The 17,023-nt window shown below is 63.4% G+C and carries 15 protein-coding genes and 1 tRNA gene; 10 read left to right on the plus strand and 6 right to left on the minus strand.

Annotation, left to right across the window (positions count from 1 at the left end; genetic code table 11):
• Position 1 precedes the first annotated feature (1 nt).
• Both A3E1_RS0104285 and A3E1_RS0104290 read right to left on the minus strand, forming a co-directional pair.
• On the minus strand, positions 2–868 hold the full coding sequence (locus tag A3E1_RS0104285) for a glycosyltransferase family 2 protein (protein WP_157631309.1): 867 nt from the start codon (positions 866–868) through the stop codon (positions 2–4).
• A gap of 5 nt (positions 869–873) precedes the next feature.
• Entirely contained in the window at positions 874–1,677 is an 804-nt protein-coding gene (locus A3E1_RS0104290) for a sulfotransferase family protein (protein WP_083929355.1), read from the minus strand.
• Positions 1,678–1,813: 136 nt separating this feature from the next.
• Between A3E1_RS0104290 and A3E1_RS0104295 the strand changes: the two genes are divergently transcribed.
• The 5 genes from A3E1_RS0104295 to A3E1_RS45925 all read left to right on the plus strand — a co-directional run bounded on the left by A3E1_RS0104295 (position 1,814) and on the right by A3E1_RS45925 (position 7,014).
• On the plus strand, positions 1,814–2,470 hold the full coding sequence (locus A3E1_RS0104295) for a GNAT family N-acetyltransferase (protein ID WP_026208074.1): 657 nt from the start codon (positions 1,814–1,816) through the stop codon (positions 2,468–2,470).
• A gap of 161 nt (positions 2,471–2,631) precedes the next feature.
• Positions 2,632–3,300 (plus strand): hypothetical protein, encoded by a 669-nt coding sequence (locus A3E1_RS0104300; protein ID WP_020519509.1) that lies wholly within the window; start codon positions 2,632–2,634, stop codon positions 3,298–3,300.
• Between the two features lie 646 nt (positions 3,301–3,946).
• A complete protein-coding gene (locus A3E1_RS0104305) occupies positions 3,947–4,813 on the plus strand; it encodes a replication-relaxation family protein (RefSeq protein WP_020519510.1) in 867 nt (288 codons plus the stop codon).
• Positions 4,814–5,194: 381 nt separating this feature from the next.
• The gene (locus A3E1_RS46960; RefSeq protein ID WP_020519511.1) at positions 5,195–5,362 is read left to right on the plus strand and encodes a hypothetical protein; all 168 of its coding nucleotides are present in this window, start codon (positions 5,195–5,197) and stop codon (positions 5,360–5,362) included.
• Positions 5,359–7,014 carry a recombinase family protein gene (locus A3E1_RS45925; RefSeq protein WP_026208075.1) on the plus strand — a complete coding sequence of 552 codons (1,656 nt, stop codon included), beginning with the start codon at positions 5,359–5,361 and terminating at the stop codon, positions 7,012–7,014. Before A3E1_RS46960 ends, A3E1_RS45925 begins: the two co-directional genes overlap by 4 nt.
• Here the strand turns inward: A3E1_RS45925 and A3E1_RS0104320 are convergent.
• The 4 genes from A3E1_RS0104320 to A3E1_RS0104335 form a co-directional block, all read right to left on the minus strand.
• Positions 6,996–7,079, minus strand: a tRNA-Leu gene (locus tag A3E1_RS0104320). The genes A3E1_RS45925 and A3E1_RS0104320 overlap by 19 nt on opposite strands.
• A gap of 141 nt (positions 7,080–7,220) precedes the next feature.
• Positions 7,221–7,976 (minus strand): SDR family NAD(P)-dependent oxidoreductase, encoded by a 756-nt coding sequence (locus A3E1_RS0104325; RefSeq protein ID WP_020519512.1) that lies wholly within the window; start codon positions 7,974–7,976, stop codon positions 7,221–7,223.
• Between the two features lie 36 nt (positions 7,977–8,012).
• Positions 8,013–9,800 (minus strand): ABC transporter ATP-binding protein, encoded by a 1,788-nt coding sequence (locus tag A3E1_RS0104330; protein ID WP_020519513.1) that lies wholly within the window; start codon positions 9,798–9,800, stop codon positions 8,013–8,015.
• Positions 9,784–11,589: an ABC transporter ATP-binding protein gene (locus A3E1_RS0104335; protein ID WP_020519514.1), complete on the minus strand. Its 1,806-nt coding sequence runs from the start codon at positions 11,587–11,589 to the stop codon at positions 9,784–9,786. The genes A3E1_RS0104330 and A3E1_RS0104335 overlap by 17 nt, the downstream gene beginning before the upstream one ends.
• A 139-nt stretch (positions 11,590–11,728) precedes the next feature.
• On the opposite strand from A3E1_RS0104335, the gene A3E1_RS0104340 reads away from it, so the two are divergent.
• The 5 genes from A3E1_RS0104340 to A3E1_RS0104360 all read left to right on the plus strand — a co-directional run bounded on the left by A3E1_RS0104340 (position 11,729) and on the right by A3E1_RS0104360 (position 17,009).
• Entirely contained in the window at positions 11,729–13,198 is a 1,470-nt protein-coding gene (locus A3E1_RS0104340; protein ID WP_245571076.1) for an aldehyde dehydrogenase family protein, read from the plus strand.
• A complete protein-coding gene (locus tag A3E1_RS0104345; RefSeq protein WP_020519516.1) occupies positions 13,195–14,277 on the plus strand; it encodes an NAD(P)-dependent alcohol dehydrogenase in 1,083 nt (360 codons plus the stop codon). Before A3E1_RS0104340 ends, A3E1_RS0104345 begins: the two co-directional genes overlap by 4 nt.
• Positions 14,278–14,378: 101 nt before the next feature.
• Entirely contained in the window at positions 14,379–14,825 is a 447-nt protein-coding gene (locus A3E1_RS0104350) for a DoxX family protein (protein ID WP_020519517.1), read from the plus strand.
• A 41-nt stretch (positions 14,826–14,866) separates the two neighbouring features.
• A complete protein-coding gene (locus tag A3E1_RS0104355; protein WP_020519518.1) occupies positions 14,867–16,327 on the plus strand; it encodes an aldehyde dehydrogenase family protein in 1,461 nt (486 codons plus the stop codon).
• Between the two features lie 220 nt (positions 16,328–16,547).
• Positions 16,548–17,009, plus strand: a complete 462-nt coding sequence (locus A3E1_RS0104360; protein WP_020519519.1) for a hypothetical protein — start codon at positions 16,548–16,550, stop codon at positions 17,007–17,009.
• Positions 17,010–17,023: the final 14 nt, after the last annotated feature.

Raw genomic sequence — 17,023 nt, forward strand, 5'->3', positions numbered from 1 at the left:
CCTACAGCGAACGCAAACCACCGACGACCTTCGCCAACTGCGCGGGCAGCACAGCGGTGCTGACCAACTTTGCGAGGTGATCTCGTAACCTCGTGTCGCGAACCAGGCGGCCGGATACAAGGCGCCTGTCGACCTCGGCCGCAGTCAGCCTGCCCGCGAGATAAGCATCAGCGAACGTGCCGTCCTTGAGCTGCTCCGCTTCGTCTCGCCAATGCCGGCAGATCCTCGCGTCAAGATCTGCCGCCTCAACAGCCGCGGCACCATTGCTGATCTTCTGGCGGTACTGGGTGAAACCGCGGTCAGGGGCATGCAGGATCCGCAGTGGGTGATCGGCATATGGTGGACCAATAAGCGGCCCGGACACGATATGGCCGCCCGCACCGACACTGACTTCAGGATCAGCTACGTGAATCATTTTTGGTGCGATCCGCTTGCCTTCGTTCCGCAACGACCGCGTGTCCCGCAGAACCAAGCGCGACGGCCAAGGCCAGGAGCTGTCAGTAGTTGGATCCTCGGCGAGGTTGTCACGTTCGACGACAAGACAGCTGACCCGAGTGGACTTGAGCAGCTCAACAACGCCCACCGGCGGCCATAGAAACTCGTCGGCGTCGCCATTGATCACCCAGGAGGCTCCAAGTCTGATAGCGGCTTGCCTCGCCATAGCCGTGGTCCAGGCGGCTTGGCGAAAAGCTGGGCCATCTTCCTGATGTAGCTCCAAGGCGCCCGCGTTGGCGTAAGCAGCCAATACGTCACTGGTCCCGTCAACTGAACGATGATCAGCGACGATAATCCGGTCCACTCCGGCTGCCAGATGATGCTCGATTGTCGCGGCGACGATGTCGACTTCATCGCGTACGACCAGTGTCATCACGATCATGCTGGTGCCACCGTGCTTGTGTCGGTGTAGTAACCCCACCGCTGACAGAGATCTAGCAGTTCGGGCTCGGCGGGTTCCAGAACCCGCCGGGCCGACTGGACGCGCCCGGAGCGGATCTGCTTGCCCCAGTCGCCAATGCCGTACTCAAACGTTCCATGATCGAAATCGCCGTACGCCATCATCGACGGCTCAAAGACCACACCAACAAATTCACAGGTCTCCGCTAGGACATTGCGTGGATCCTGAAGTAGGCCCTCGTACGTTATCTCATGTGCCGACAGATGAAGAGCAACCTCATCCAGTCGGATCACTGCTTCGGTAACCACCGTTAGGGCCCTGGGCCGCGTGTGTCCATTAGCGACGATCGACTCCACTATCGCCGCAGGATTCCGCCTCAACACAATGAACTTGGCGTCCGGCCAGCACTCGACTAGCCGGGGAACGATCTTTACGTTTGCCGGCGTCTTCTCGATCAAGTAGTCCTTTCGAGACCTCTGGAGCAATCGGGCAAGCACCTGATCCCAGAGCATGTACTCCAGCTCGCGAATAGGCAGATCATGAACATCCATTGCAAGCTGCCCATGTTCGCCTTCGACGCGTACCTGGATTGACCCGAGATGAAGTTCGCTCGGAGCGCAAACCCTTGAGTGCGAATTCATCAAGCAGCGCAACAAGGTTGAACCCGACCTCACAGTCGACAAGATGAAGGTCGGCCGCCTCAGAAGTCGCATCATCGCAATACCTTCAACAGCCTTGGCTCTCATTGGTCCGCCCTCCGGCACCGATTGCCGCTCCCGCATCACGGGGTAGCAGTCATAGACAAGCTCACATGAATTCCGGCGTGCATCTATCTCTCGTAGGCGGACAATCGGGTTGTCCGGGCGCCGATGTCTAAATCGAATTGAGCGATCAGAAGGTATGGCTGACTATTGAATGATGCTGACCGACCACTTCCCGTTGCTCGGTTTGCGGCTCAGCACTCCGAGGCTTGAGCTGGGGTTACCGGCACCGGAACAGCTGGGCGCTCTGGCCGACGTCGCCAGCGAAGGCGTACACGACCCTTCGACGATGCCCTTCACGGTGCCTTGGACCGATCTTCCTCCCGCAGAACGGGCGCGTTCGGTGGTCGTGCACCACTGGGCGACACTTGGCGCATGGTCGCCAGCATCGTGGACGCTTCCCTTCACCGTCATTTGGGACGGCCAAGTGGTAGGTCAACAGTCCCTATCCGGAAAGAGCTTCGCCGTCACTCGGGAGTGCTCGACCGGCAGCTGGCTCGGGCGGCGATTTCACGGCCGAGGAATCGGTACAGAAATGCGGGCAGCTGTCGCCTACCTCGCGTTCGCAGGCCTCGGCGCCACAGCCATCGTTTCGGCCGCATACACCGATAACCCGGCGTCGCTAGGCGTGTCACGAAAGCTTGGCTACTCGAACGACGGAATAAACAGGGATGTGGTGCAGGGACGCCTGCAGATTTCGCAACGTCTCCGGCTTAGCCGCGAAAGGTGGCTGGAGGGCAAACGCCTTTCGGTGAGAGTCGATGGCCTGGAGCCATGCCTCCCTCTGCTGGGCGTGCTGGGCCTCAAGGAATAGTGCACTTGCGCGATCGTCACGCAGTCCCTAACCTAGTCAACTATGCGCGCTACGCCCCGTCGCGCAAGGAAATGGTGCGAGCCCTTGGCGGCGGGGTGTCCAAGACCATCTCAAAGGGACTGTGAGTGAGTGGACCGCACGGGCACACTAGCGGCGCAGCCGTGAAGCTCGCTGCGCTTGAACGCGGGCGCCAGCATGCCCTGGACCGGCTCGTCGAAGCCGCCCACGGCGCAGGTATAGGTGCACTGCTTCTCATTGGCTCACTCGGCCGTGGCGGAGGCGACGCATGGTCCGATTTAGATCTCATCGCCGTACCTGGCGACTGGTTCTCAGGGCTGGACCTCGCTGACCTGTTCGGCAGTCAGGTGCTGGCCTCCGTGAAGGCACCACGCAACGCACCGATCGGCGGCGACTGCGTCGGCGTATGCCTTGAGGTATCGGGCCTACCGTTGTGGGTCGACTGGTACCAGTGGCCACCAGTGACCGCGGCAATTCCTGCCGATGGCACTGCGATCTTTGACTGTCTTGGGCTACCGGCTAGCAACCTGACCTTCATTCCGCTCATCGAAGCCCACAGCGACCAAGCGGCCCAAGCACATACCGACACTGCCGTCGCGACCCTGCTTCGTGCAGCCGTGGCCGCCAAGTACCTCGCCCGCGGAGATCTTGTCAAACTCGCGGCGAAGGTGACCGCGACTCAGGGACTGTCCATTAGCGACGCGGCTGCCGTGCTCCGACAAACTCTCGATGGACTCAACCGTCCCGACCTCATCGCCGCCGTTGCCGCCACCCGCGCGCTCATTGACATCGCCCAAGCGGCTAGGGCCTAACGCAAGCGTGCCAGAACCCGGAGCGTATGACGTGGCAGACGCGATCCTCAAATACCTCTCCGCAAGCCGAGCAGCAGGCGGGCGATAGCTATCTCCCAGTACCGCGCTGAGAGGCGAAATGGCTGGACCCGAAAACCTCTCAGCGGTACAGAAAACCTGTCAGCGCAGGTCAGCGGAATTCCTCTCAGTATCGCTTTGAGGTGCCGGGGGCTGTGAGGTCCGGCCGCGTGGGGGATCGGCCGCTGAGAGGTGTGAGGATTCGGGCTCCGGAACCATGCATCGGTGGAACCCTGACAGAGCCCCGCCCTGACGCAGAAACCTCTCAGCCATGATCACGCCCAACGCGCCGACCTGCACCGGCAGTCGCTGAGAGGTACTGAGAGGTTTTGGCGTCCAGCCATATCGCATCTCAGCGCGGTACTGGGAGTGGAATAGAAATTCCGCCCGCGACACCCGGGGTGCGCTCCAGCGGCTGCTTGAGCTCGTGCTTAAGCCGGTGCTCCTTGAACCTTTGCCCCTTAAGCACACCCGCATCGCGCCACCGCCCAGGTCAAGCCGCTCCCGGCCGCCTCTGCCCGATCCAGAAAGACCAAGGGGTCTTTCTCTCTTCTCCCCGCGAGGGGGACAAACAAAGGAGCGATGCCTTATGCCACGCCAATCCAAAACAGACCAAGCCGTGCTCATGCAGCACCGGCTCACGCCGCGCGACTGGCGGCTGCTCGGCTGGCTTTACGATCACCAGCTGCTCACCACCGACCAGATCGCGAATGCTCTCTATCCGAGCCTGCACCGTGCCCAGGTCCGGCTCAGAAACCTGACCGATTACGGCGTCCTCAAGCGGTTCCAGCCGTACCGGCTAGAAGGTGGCAACTTCCCGTTCCACTACGTCATAGACCACCTGGGCGCGTTCATCGTCGCCGGATCACGGTCACAACCGCCGCCCCGGTTGGGGCAGTCTGAAGCCCGGATCCACCGGATCGTCACCAGCCGCAACTTCGAACACCGGCTCGGAATCAATGACTTCTTCACCCAGCTGGCGAAGTATGAGCGGCTCAACGATGGAGCCAAGCTTCATCACTGGCTACCCGAACACCGTAACCAGTGGTTCAGCCCGCCCGGCACCATGTCGATTGCCTCGGTCAAGCCAGACGGCATCGGCGTATGGACCGACCGAGGGCAGACGATCGCGTTTTACTACGAGCACGACCACGGCACCGAATCCCTGCCCACGCTCGTCGACAAAGTCGTCCGCTACAACGAGATGTGGGACGCACGATGGCCCGTGCTGTTCAGCCTGCCCACAACGGTCCGGGAAGGACACCTGCACCAGAAGCTGGCCAGCGTGAAGGCCAGGATCCCCATCGCGACAATCGCCCGCGACCGCCTCGACGGAAGCAACCCGGCAGAACAGGTCTGGCACCTCCACGCCGCAGCCACACCACTGGTGCGCCTAGCCGAGCTTCCGGTGCAAAGTCCCGTCAACCTCGCCGCGTTCGACGCCGAGACGCGCTAAAAGTGGGCGCCACCACGGCTGACAGGTTTTCGGCCGAACCCTGAGAGGTTTTCCGCCTGAGGGCCTGAGAGGTTTTCAAAACCTCTCAGGCCCTTGCGCTGAGAGGTTCGGCCGCTACGGTCGGGGCTCATCCACATCAGCACCACCCCGAAACCATCCCCGCCGTGCCGCCGTTCGGCGCCTGATGCCCACCTGAGGGTCGGCGGTCAGCCAACCGGCGGTTGACACCAGCCCGAGATGGAGCGGAGATCCACAACAGGGCCGTCAGGCAAGATCGAATCCAACTGTCCACATTAGACAAAAACGAAGGAGGAAACCCGATGCACATTCGCCAGAGCAAGAGCCAAAGCCAATACCGCATCGAGAAAGCCGAGGAATGCCATGTCTTCCAACGACGAATCCACCGCAGACCGCATTAGCGAAGCACACGTGCACGTTGAGGTGCCCGAGCAACCGCCTGTCTTCAACCCGGAATCGGCACGTGCACTGCTGAGCCTGTTCCGCGCCGTACTAGAGAAACGCCGACAGCAAGAAGAAGGAAACCCATGACAAACACGATGCGCTTCGCCTTCTACGGGCGAGTATCCACGGAAGACAACCAGGACCCAGAGTCCTCGTTCAATTGGCAGCGAACACTCGCGCAGAACCTCATCACTCCATACGGCGGACAGATCGTCGAAAATTTCTTCGACGTCGGCGAAAGCCGCTCCATTCCGTGGCAACGGAGGCCTGAAGCAAGCCGTTTACTCAAGAAACTGAAGGACCCCAAGCGCGGCTTCGACCACATCGTCATTGGTGAGCCGCACCGGGCCTTCTACGGCAACCAGTTCGGGCTCACCCTGCCGTTGCTTGAGCACTACAAAGTGACGCTATGGGTGCCCGAAATGGGCGGCGCTATCGACCCGCGCAACGAAGTGCACGAGCTCATGATGTCCATCTTCGGCGGCATGAGCAAAGGCGAACGCAATCGGGTCAAGACCCGCGTACGCAACGCGATGGTCGCCCAGACCGAGATCGAAGGCCGGTTTCTTGGAGGCCGGCCTCCCTACGGCTACAAGCTCAAAGACCTTGGCCCGCATCCCAACCCGGCGAAAGCAGCCGACGGCCGAATGCTGCACGGGCTGACACCCGACCCCGTTACCGCGCCCGTCGTCATGCGGATCTTCGCGGCTTTCCTCAACGGCGCCGGGATGTACGCCATAGCCGAAGACCTTACCGAGGAAGGCATCCCGTGCCCGTCCGCCTACGACCGCAAACGCAACCCGCACCGCACCGGCCTGGCGTGGAGCAAGGGCGCAGTCCGGACCATCCTTACAAACCCGCGTTATACGGGCCGGCAGGTGTGGAACAAGCAACGCACCGACGAGGTCCTGCTCGACGTCGACGACGTCGCGCAAGGCCACACGCAGGTGATGCGATGGAACAAGAAGGAAGACTGGATCATCTCCAAGAACATCGTGCACGAGCCCATCGTTGACGAGGACTCCTTCGACCAGGCACAAGAGATGCTCGGCTACCGGCGGAAGCACGGACACACCCGCAGAGTGAAGCCGTCGAAACATCCGTATGTCTTCAAGAGCCTGATCTTCTGTGGACTCTGCGGCCGGAAGATGCAGGGCCTGCATGCGCACGACATCAAGTACTACCGCTGTAGGTATCCGGCCGAGTATGCCCGTGCCAACCGGGTAGACCACCCCAAGAACATCATTTTGCGCGAGGACGCCATCGAGCCAGCGATCGACCTCTGGCTTACGAAGAGCTTCAGCCCCACGGCACGCGACCAAACAATCAACGATCTCGCGAGCCAGCTCAATGTAGGCCCGAAGACGCCGCCGGGGCAGCACCCGACCAAGACCCTCGATGCGAAGATGGCCCGCTACAAGGCAGCCCTGGATGCGGGAGCCGATCCCGCGGTCGTCACCAAGTGGATCAAAGAAGCCCAAGACGAGTTCGATCAACAGCGAAAGACGATCACCCAACCGAAGCCCAAAGAGATCACCACTGACGACATCAGGACCTTGATCAACCAGCTTGGCGACATCGCGCAGGCGATCAAGGACGCCATCCCAGAGGACAAGTGGAAGGTCTACCGAGCCCTCGACCTCAGGCTGACCTACGCTCAGGAAACACAAACGGTGCTGGCCGAAATTGATCTCGGCGAGCACCGTTGGGGGATAGATCGTGTCCGAGGGGGGACTTGAACCCCCACGCCCTATACGGGCACTAGCACCTCAAGCTAGCGCGTCTGCCATTCCGCCACCCGGACAGGGTGAGTGTTGCCGCTAACCTGCCTAAGCAGGTCAGACAACCGCACGAGGGACCACAATACACGGCCGTGTTTGATCACCACAATCCGGTTCCGTCCGGGCCGGAATGTCCGAATCAAGCGGGCCCAGAGGAGCGGATTTCACGTTCCGTGTGGGGGCTGGACGAGCCGGGAGACATGGTGCAGGAGCCAGCGCGGGGAGTGGCGCATGAAGGCTGCGGCGAGCTTGTAGCGCCACCCGGGCACGCACACCACAGCGTCGCGGGAGAGGTCGCGTAGCGCGACCCGGGCCACGTATGCGGGGGAAAGCCATACCGAGGGCGAGACCCGGCCTACGTCGACGCCAGCGGAGGCGTGGAAGGCAGTCTGGGTGTACCCGGGGCACAGCGCCATGACGGAAACGCCGTGAGGACGCGCCCACAGGGCCAAAGACGTGCTGAAGTGGGTCACCCACGCTTTGGAAGCGGGGTAGGTGCTGCCGGGCAGAGTGGACGCGAAGCCGGTGATTGAAGAGACGTTGATGATGCTCCCCGAGCCGCGCGAGACCATCGAAGGCAGCACGGCATGACACAGAGCCAGAACAGCCGTCACGTTCACCGAAAGCAGGTAAAGCTCACGGGACAACGGTGACCGTGTGAAGACCGTGTTCAGGGTCAGCCCAGCAGCGTTAACCAAAAGGTCCACGGGGGAAGACGCGGCGAGCGAGGCAACCGAAGCAAGTGAAGAAGGGTCAGACAGGTCGGCGGGTACCACGACCGCCTCAGGGAACGCAGCCCGCAACGCGTCCAAACGAGACGACGGACGGGCCACCAGCAGAAGGTCCCAGCCACGCGCAGCCAGCTCGACGGCGAACGCGTGGCCGATCCCTGACGTCGCCCCGGTGACAAGTGCCAGCACGAGCCGAAACGCTAGAGCGCCAAGGTAAACAGCACGCTACTGGTAGGCGGCCGCCTGGATAGCGTAAAGCTCAGCGTACTGGCCGCCTTTAGCCATCAGTTCCTCATGTGAGCCGACTTCAGCGACGCGTGACCCGTCCAACACGACGATCAGGTCAGCCATCCGCACGGTGGAGAACCGGTGCGACACCAGCAACGTGATCCGCCCAGACGACGACCGCGCAGCGGACGCATATCGCTCAAACAAGGCGTGCTCCGTTTCGGCGTCCAACGCCGCGGTCGGCTCGTCCAAGACCAGCAACAACGGTTCGTCACGCATGAACCCACGCGCTAGAGCCAGTTTCTGCCACTGTCCAAACGAGACCTCAACCCCGCCCGGCCACGACGGCCCCAGCTGGGTGTCGAGCCCGGATTCCAAAGACGACACCACATCGGCCGCCCCGGCCCGATCCACAGCCGCGGAAACAGCCGGCACAGAATCCAGGCGCGGCACGTCACCGACGCCAACGGATTGGCGGGCGAAGAACTCGAACCGGAAGAAGTCCTGGTACGCCCCGGACAGCCGTGCCCGCCACTCGTCAGCGGGCATGCGGCCCAAGTCGGCACCGTCGACGAGAATCCGGCCTGAGGTGGGGGAGTAGAACTTCGACAGCAGTTTCACCAATGTGCTCTTGCCCGCCCCGTTTTCGCCCACCACGGCGATAACGGCACCGGCAGGCAACGTCAACGACACGTCTTGCAACACCAGCGCGGTGGTGCCGGGATAAGCGAAACTCACGTTCTCAAAACGAATCCCCGACGCCAACGTGGAAGGCACGGCGATGTCGGCCGCCTCATCAAACGAGGCCGCATAGTCTTCCAGCCAGGCTAGGCGGCGTGAGCCGTCCATCCAGAAGCCGCGCAGGAACCCGATTTCGCCCACGGTGGCGCCGATGTAGGCCGACAAACGGGAACCGGCCGCCAATACCAGCAGCACGCTGCCAGGGGTGGCGTTGATGCCGACGGCGACGAACACGATCGCGCCCACATAACCCAGGCCGAACACCAGCCAGGCCAGCGAATGCCACCACGCGGTGCCCCAGCGGGCGGCCGCGATCGGCTGATACCAGCGCTCCCAGGCAGAGCGCCTCATCGACACCAAACGCGAGCCGATGCGGGTGACGCGAACTTCTTTGCCGGGCGGCGCGGTGGTGGACAGCACGAACAGGTGCCGGGCCAGTCGGGCCGCCGAAGCGCCCGCTTCTTCAATCTTGCGTTCCACGGCAGGACGCCACGACGACGTCATCACCGTTGGCACGGCGAACAGCACCAGCAACGCCAGCGCCGGATGGATCGACGTGAGCAGCCCGACGGTGATGACGAGCCGCACGATCCAGCCCGCGGTGGAAAACACTGACAGGTACATGTGGTCGAGGACGAAGACCTGGTCCCGCAAAATCGAGAGCCGGTCGAGATAGTCGGGGCGTTCGTGGTGGGCGATGGTGCCCACCGAGGCTTGCAGGCGGGCGACATGTGCTTCCAGGGCGATGGTGACGCGGTCGCGGAAGCGGCGCTGCACCCGGTCGGCCACGGTGCGCAAAAACCAGGTGCCTACCGCTGAGACGGCAAGGCCCATCAGCGAGATGTAAACCAGGCGCCGGTTGCCGTCCAGGACGCCGTCGCTGAGGAACTTGAGCCACAGTGCCAGCAACGCGTCGGGCAGCGCGGCGAGCAACGATAGTCCAAACGCTACAGACATCAGTTTGGGTTCGAATTTGAACCCGAGTTTGCAGCACCGCCACATCGATTGCCACGGCGGCGGCATGTCGTCAGCCGAGGACGTCATAGCTCACCTCTTCGTCGGAGTCTTCCGCGGGCAGCCCGGCGGCGAACCGCTCGGCTTGCAGGTCGAACATGGTGCGGTAGCGGCCGCCCAAAGCCATCAGCTCATCGTGGGTGCCCAGCTCGACGACCCGGCCCTCTTCCAGCACACAGATCCGGTCAGCCTGACGCACGGTGGAGAACCGGTGCGAGATGAGGATGGTCGTGCAGTGCCGCGTTTCGGCCAGTACCCGCTCAAAGATTTCTGCCTCACCCCGGACATCGAGTTGCGCGGTGGGCTCATCCAGCAGCACCACTCCGGCACCTTGGCGCACCGCGCAGATGGTGCGCGCCAGGGCGATGCGCTGCCACTGCCCGCCAGAGAGGTCGGTGCCGCCTTCGTAGCCTTTGGCCAAGATGGTGTCCAAACTGGCCAGATCTTCGGCTCCTGCGGCCTTGAGCGAGGCGAGAATAACGTCGTCGGGTGCACCGTGTGGGGCGACGTTGTCGCGCAACGGCAGGTCGAAGCGGATGAAGTCCTGAAACACGGCCGTGATCCGCGACCGCCACGACTCCACGTCCATCGCCCGCACATCAACCCCGTCAACTTCCACCGACCCTGCGACCGGGTCGTAGAGGCGGCAGATCAGCTTGGCGAGGGTGGTTTTCCCGGCGCCGTTGCGTCCCACGATCGCCAGCGATGATCCGGCTGGGATCGTCAGGTCGAACCCATTGAGCACCGGACGGTCAGCCGTGCCGGGGTAGGCGAAGGTGACGTCCCGGAACGCGACCGCCTCAGCGGGCATGCCTGTGGCCGGTGCGGAACCGCGCACCTCCAGCGCACCGCGCGGCCCGGTCGCTTTCTGCAGCCGCAACACCGCGGCCACCGGAGCCGAAGCACCATCCAGCGCCCAGTTCAGCCCACCGAACGCGATCAGCGACGTGCCGATAGCCGCCTGGGAATAGGTCACCAAAGCACCAAGATCCGATGTGGACGCCAGCGCCCAGAACACCGCCACATTCGCCGGCAGCACGATCGCCAGACACAAGATGACCGACTTTTCCCGCATCCGCGTCGCCCGGTATTGCAGGTCGTGCAACACCACGCGCCGGGCCATGAACCGTTCGATCACAAAGCCCACGAGGCCAAACAGCCGCAGTTCCTTGGCGGCCGGGGCGTCCACGGCCAGCCGGTAGGCGTAGTCGGCGTCCTGGCGGGCGGCACGCACCGCATCGGTTTCACGGTCTCTCCATACGCCACTTTCGCGCAGGATCCAGTGCGTGACCAGCCACGCACCGGCCAGCACCAGCGGCGCCCACCACGCGAACGCGAACAGCACCACCGCTGAGGACAACCCGGCCAGCAACTCCACCAGTCCGCCGGCGATGAAGTCCATCGACAGCGACAGTGGTGGCCCGCTCATGCCCAAGTCGAAGTCACGGGCCGTGGTCATGTCCTTGGCCAGTTCCGGATCTTCCAGGTGCCCCATGCCCGACGGCTGCACACACGCCTCGGTGAGCCGGTCATATAGCCACGCCGACGTGCGGTCGCCCAGGTTCATGCCGATAGCGGCATGCATCGGTGTGAGCACCTGCAGCAGCACAAAGATCACACCGGTGAGCGCCAACGGCATGGTGAGGGACTGTCCGTTCTCGACGGCGCCGACCAGCACACCCATCGCCACCGCGAACCCGGCCGGCAACAGCCCGCGCAGCAGCAACACCAGCCACCACAGCAGCGCCAGCGGCCGGTCGGCCTGATACAGCACCCCGAAGAACTGCCATTCCTGTCTTGCCCGTAGCCATCCGATCATGGAAAGCCTCCGATACCTCGTGACCCCGCGAGTCTAAACGCCACCTAGGACATCCCCTCGCAGGCGGGGCGCCTTTGCGAGTATTTGGTAAGGCTCAGCAGGAGACACTTGCCAATACGAGCTTGTATCGTCAACGCTCATGAGGCGGGCCGGTATGTCACTGCTTGACCCCACTCTCTGGAGTGGGCGGATCTTCACAGGTCTATGGCATCCAGCCACCCAAACACGTGAGGTGATCAACCCGGCCACCGGCGAGCGGCTCGGGATAGCCGGCCTAGCGTCCACAATGGACGTTACCGCCGCGGCCGAACACGCCGAGCAGGCCCGCGGCACCTGGGCACAAGTCGCCGCCAGCTACCGCGCGGCACTCCTGCGCCGCGCCGGCGACCTGTTCAGCGAACACCAAGACGCCATTGTGGGCTGGCTCGTCAGCGAGAGCGGATCAACGCAAGCCAAAGCGAAAGCGGAAGTGGCCGCCGCCGCGCAAACCTGCCACGAGGCCGCCGCCTTAGCCAATAGCCCCTACGGTGAGGTCATCCGTTCGGGTCAGCCGCGGCTGAGCCTGACCCGCCGCATCCCAGCCGGTGTCATCGGCGTGATCACCCCGTTCAACATGCCGCTGGCGCTGGCGATCCGCGCGGTCGCCCCGGCACTCGCATTGGGCAATGCCGTGCTGCTCAAACCCGATGCGCGCACCGCCGTCAGCGGGGGAGTCGTGCTCGCGCAAATCTTCGCCGCAGCAGGACTGCGTAAGGGGTTGCTGCAGGTACTCGCCGGCGATGCCGCGGTGGGTGCGGCCATCATTGACCATCCGCTGGTACGCGTAGTGTCGTTCACCGGTTCACCACAAGCGGGAAGACACGTCGCCGAACGCGGCGGCCGTCTGCTCAAACGAGTAATGCTCGAACTAGGCGGCAACAACGCCCTCGTTGTCTTTGACGACACCGACATCGACCGTGCCGTGCGGGCCGGCGCGTTCTCCTCCTTCCTGCACCAAGGACAGGTGTGCATGGCAGCCGGGCGCCACCTCGTGCACGAAAGCATCTACGGCGAATACGTCGCCAAACTCGCCGAATTCGCCGACAGTCTCATCGTCGGCGACCCGTCGCACAACGATGTCGCGTTAGGACCGCTGATCGACGTGCGCCAGCGCGACCGCGTCCACCACCTCGTGGAAGCTAGCGTGAAAGCGGGCGCGAAACTCGTCACCGGCGGCACCTTCGACGCCCTGTTCTACCGCCCGACCGTGCTAGCTGAGCCAGCAGAGCCAACGGAGGCCTACCGCGAAGAAGTGTTCGGCCCCGTCGCCCCGGTCCGGGCGTTCAGCACCGTCAGCGAGGCGGCAAAGCTGGTGGCAGACAACGAAACCGGGCTGGCCGTTTCCATCCTGACCGCCGACGTCGGCAAGGCGATGACGTTAGCTGACCGTGTTCCGGCCGGCATGGTGCACATCAATGACCCCACCATCGACCACGAACCGCAGGCGCCCTTCGGCGGATTCGGCTTGTCTGGCAACGGCTGGCGCGCCGGGGGACTGTCCGATCTGGACGCCTATACCGAGACCCAGTGGCTGACCATCCGCCCCGAACTGGCCAAGGTGACGCTATGAAGATAACCGTCGCCGTCACCGACGGCCCGGCACAACCGCTGCGCCTGGCTGAGGCCACCATCGGCGAACCGCAACCGGGCGAACTGCTGGTGCGCCTGGCCGGAACCGGCGTGTGTCACACCGATGCCATGGCCGCGGCCGGCAAGATGCCCTTCCCGCTGCCGGGAGTCCTGGGCCATGAAGGCGCCGGTGTAGTGGAAAGCGTTAGCGCGCAAGGGTTCGCCCCCGGCGACACGGTCGTGCTCGGCTGGCCGTGGTGCGGCCAGTGCCGCAATTGCTATGCCGGGCAACCCCGCTACTGCGTGAACCTGCCATCGCTATTGTTCGGCGGCAAACGCACCATCCACCTCACCGATGGCACACCGCTGCACGGCGGATTCTTTGGCCAGTCGTCGTTTGCCACCCACGCGATCGTCGACGCCCGTACCGCGGTGAAGGTGAACACCAGCTTGCCGTTAGAAGCGATCGGCACCCTCGGATGCGGCTTCTCAGCCGGTGCCGGCGCGGTCCTCAACAACGCCAAGCCCGCACCGGGATCGTCGCTCGTGGTCTATGGCGCTGGCGCGGTCGGGCTAGCAGCGGTCATGGCGGCCCGGCTCACCCCGGCCACCACCATCGTCGCCGTGGACCGCAATCCACAGCGGCTCGCCCTGGCCGCCAAACTGGGCGCCACCCAAACCATTGACGTGAATGGGATTCGCAATGTGCCTCGCGCGGTCCGCGAAGCGTGCGGCGGCCCGGCAGACATTGTCATCGAATGCACCGGACAGGAAAAAGTCATCCGCCAGGCCATCGAAACCATTGGCATGCTGGGCGTGTGCTGCCTGGTGGGCACCGGCGATCCCACGACGGAACTGCGGGCACATCAGCAGAGCACGCAGTGGGGACGCAGCATTCGCGGCTGTATGGGCGGCGAAGGCCAAAGCCACACGCTCGTGCCAGCCTTGTTAACACTCGCTGAACAAGGGCGGTTTCCGTTCACTGAACTCATCGGGTACATCCCACCGGCAGAGGCGCTAACCGCTGCCGCGGCTGGAGAAATCATCAAGCCGGTGCTGCAGATGGAAACATACATTTAAATTCGCCAACTCTTGAACCTTCACCCAATTCATGCGTGTATGTAAATGCCCACGCGCACCGTGGGCCGCACACGACGTGCGACAGCAGAGTTGGGAGAACAATGCAGACACGCTTGTCAGAGGCGGCCACGACCCTGTTCCGGGTCGTGATTGGCCTCTTATTCGCGATCCACGGCGCCTCAGGGCTCTTCGGCATGTTCGGCGGACATCGCGGCACCGGTGCCGCGATCGCCGTCGGCGACTGGCCGGGCTGGTGGGCAGCCCTCATCCAGTTCGCCGGTGGGCTTTTAGTGATGACGGGCCTGGCCACGAGGGTCGCCGCGATCATCTGCTCAGGATCGATGGCCTACGCCTACTTCGTAGTCCACGCCCCGCTGGCACTGTGGCCGCTCAATAACGGTGGTGAACTCGCGGCCATGTTCTGCTGGTCGTTCTTCCTCATCGCGATACTCGGTCCGGGCCGGTACGCGCTTGATGCGCTATTCCGAAAGCCAGGCAAAGTGACAGACTCGTCTCGTCAACATACGATGGAATACGAGACTTCATAGCTGTCAGGGCCCCGCCCGGGGTTGCTGGTTCAGGAGGAGATATGGCTGTCCGTCAAGCAGCGGTACATCTGATCGGCAAGCCCGGGCTCCGCATCGGGGCAGAAGAAATAACAGAGTCATCCGGCGGTACTGTCGAGCACGTCTACGCCGCCACCGGCCAAACCACCGCCCCCGTCGTGCTGGCCGGACCGTCCGAAATAGACCTCGCCGTCACCACCGCCCGGGCCGCCTTCCCGAAATGGCGCGACACCCCCGTCAACGAACGCCGCGACATCCTGCTGCGCTTCGCCGACCTCATCGTCGAGCACGCCACGGAACTCAGCGATCTGCAAACCCTTGAAATCGGCGTCCCCGTGCAGTTGTCCCGGCAGATGCCCGCGATCGCCGCCGACTGGGTGCGCTACTACGCCGGGTGGGCCGACAAGTCCGGCGGCGACGTCATCAGCACCTGGCCGATCCGCAGCCTCAATTACACCCTCGATGAGCCTTACGGAGTGATAGCCGGAATCATCCCGTGGAACGGCTCACTCATGTCAATGGCACAGTTGCTCGGCCCCGCCTTAGCCACCGGCAACACCATCGTCGTCAAGCCATCGGAGCTCGCGCCGTTTGTCGCGACACGCATGGCTGAGCTGGCCGTCCAATCTGGACTGCCCACCGGCGCCGTCGTCGTCGTGCCCGGAGCGGCCGCCGCGGGGCAGGCGCTAGCCGGGCATCCCGGTGTCGGCAAAGTACATTTCACCGGCGGAGCGGTTACCGCCCGTAGCGTCCTGTCGAGCGCCGCCGAACACCTGACCCCGGTCGCCCTGGAGCTTGGCGGCAAATCTCCACATCTGGTCTTTGAAGACGCCGATATCCGTTTCGCCGCACGCGTAGCCATGAGTGGCGTCATCGCCCTATCTGGACAGGGATGTGCCAACGGAACCCGGCTGCTGGTGCACAAATCCGTTCGCGACCAGGTCCTGGACATCCTCGTGTCGCGGCTGCGTAAAACGAAACTCGGCGACCCGGCCGACGAAGCCACCGTGATGGGTCCCGTCGTGTCCCACAACGCATGCCAGCGCATCCTCGGCGTCATCGACCGCGGCCGGCAATCCGGCAACCTGGTCAGCGGCGGCAACCGCAGCGGCGGCGACCTTTCGGCAGGATTCTTCATCGAGCCTACGGTTTTCGCCGATGTGGACCCCGCCGCGGAACTGGCACAGGAAGAGATATTCGGCCCCGTGCTTTCCGTGATCACCTTCGCTGACGAAGACGAGGGTGTCGCTTTAGCCAACGACACTCGTTATGGCTTGGGAGCCTATGTGCACACCAACGACCTGCGCCGGGCCCACCGGGTCAGCCGTGCGGTCGAAGCAGGTGCGGTATGGGTTAACGGCGCCCCTGGTCTCATGCCTTCGGTGCCTTTCGGTGGTGTGAAACAAAGCGGTTCGGGTCGTATCGGCGGTCTGGCCGGATTGCGGGAATTCCTGCGACCCAAGAACGTATGGATCCCGGTGTAATCGCCATTTCGGCTAACGCTCGGTAACCCTTGCAGAGGCGATACGTGTTTCAACGGCCCTTTGTGTTGCGTTGGGTTTCACGACAGTGATGGCAAGTGTTAATGTGTCTGCAGATCGGCAGGTAGCACAGGCGTGAACCGTTTACAAGCGTTAGACGTAAACTGTATGTACGGCTTGCCAAATGTGAAACGGGTTGCTGGCCGAGAGAAAGGGACGGGCTATGGCTCAATACATTGTGACCATCACCCCGGTCTTGGGTAGTGGTGGCGACGAGGATGCGGCCTCCCGCACGACAATGCGAGTGGTCGCCGAAGACGGTCAGGCATACATCAAAGAACTGACCGTCCGGGTAGCCGACAACGCCAAGCTTGGTCCCGGCGAGGTGATCCAGGTCGACCTAGACATTCTGCTGCAGGCGTTCGCGCGCCGTCAGCACACAGAAGCCGTCTCCACAGCATCCCCCGTAGCAACGGGTGAACGCCGCACCATCGCCTCGCTGGCCGCGCGCCGCAAACCCGACCGCGCTTACCGCCGGATGCCGGATCCGGCTGAGGTCAAGGCAACCTACCTCGCCAGCCGCACCATCACCGGGGTCGCGGAACACTACGGTGTGCCCACGCACACCGCGCAAGGCTGGGTGAGCCGGTTGCGCCGCAAGGGAGTCATCCCCGCGGGCAAGTAACCCGCCCCACCCCA

The organism is Catelliglobosispora koreensis DSM 44566, from assembly GCF_000379685.1.
Classification (GTDB): Bacteria; Actinomycetota; Actinomycetes; order Mycobacteriales; family Micromonosporaceae; genus Catelliglobosispora; species Catelliglobosispora koreensis.

Coding starts and splice junctions, on each gene's coding strand:
- A3E1_RS0104335 (WP_020519514.1), bottom strand. CDS start 11,589: ATGATCGGATGGCTACGGGCAAGACAGGAATGGCAGTTCTTCGGGGTG.
- A3E1_RS0104340 (WP_245571076.1), top strand. CDS start 11,729: ATGAGGCGGGCCGGTATGTCACTGCTTGACCCCACTCTCTGGAGTGGG.
- A3E1_RS45925 (WP_026208075.1), top strand. CDS start 5,359: ATGACAAACACGATGCGCTTCGCCTTCTACGGGCGAGTATCCACGGAA.
- A3E1_RS0104355 (WP_020519518.1), top strand. CDS start 14,867: ATGGCTGTCCGTCAAGCAGCGGTACATCTGATCGGCAAGCCCGGGCTC.
- A3E1_RS46960 (WP_020519511.1), top strand. CDS start 5,195: ATGTCTTCCAACGACGAATCCACCGCAGACCGCATTAGCGAAGCACAC.
- A3E1_RS0104345 (WP_020519516.1), top strand. CDS start 13,195: ATGAAGATAACCGTCGCCGTCACCGACGGCCCGGCACAACCGCTGCGC.
- A3E1_RS0104330 (WP_020519513.1), bottom strand. CDS start 9,800: ATGACGTCCTCGGCTGACGACATGCCGCCGCCGTGGCAATCGATGTGG.
- A3E1_RS0104295 (WP_026208074.1), top strand. CDS start 1,814: ATGCTGACCGACCACTTCCCGTTGCTCGGTTTGCGGCTCAGCACTCCG.
- A3E1_RS0104350 (WP_020519517.1), top strand. CDS start 14,379: ATGCAGACACGCTTGTCAGAGGCGGCCACGACCCTGTTCCGGGTCGTG.
- A3E1_RS0104290 (WP_083929355.1), bottom strand. CDS start 1,677: ATGCGGGAGCGGCAATCGGTGCCGGAGGGCGGACCAATGAGAGCCAAG.
- A3E1_RS0104285 (WP_157631309.1), bottom strand. CDS start 868: ATGACACTGGTCGTACGCGATGAAGTCGACATCGTCGCCGCGACAATC.
- A3E1_RS0104305 (WP_020519510.1), top strand. CDS start 3,947: ATGCCACGCCAATCCAAAACAGACCAAGCCGTGCTCATGCAGCACCGG.
- A3E1_RS0104360 (WP_020519519.1), top strand. CDS start 16,548: ATGGCTCAATACATTGTGACCATCACCCCGGTCTTGGGTAGTGGTGGC.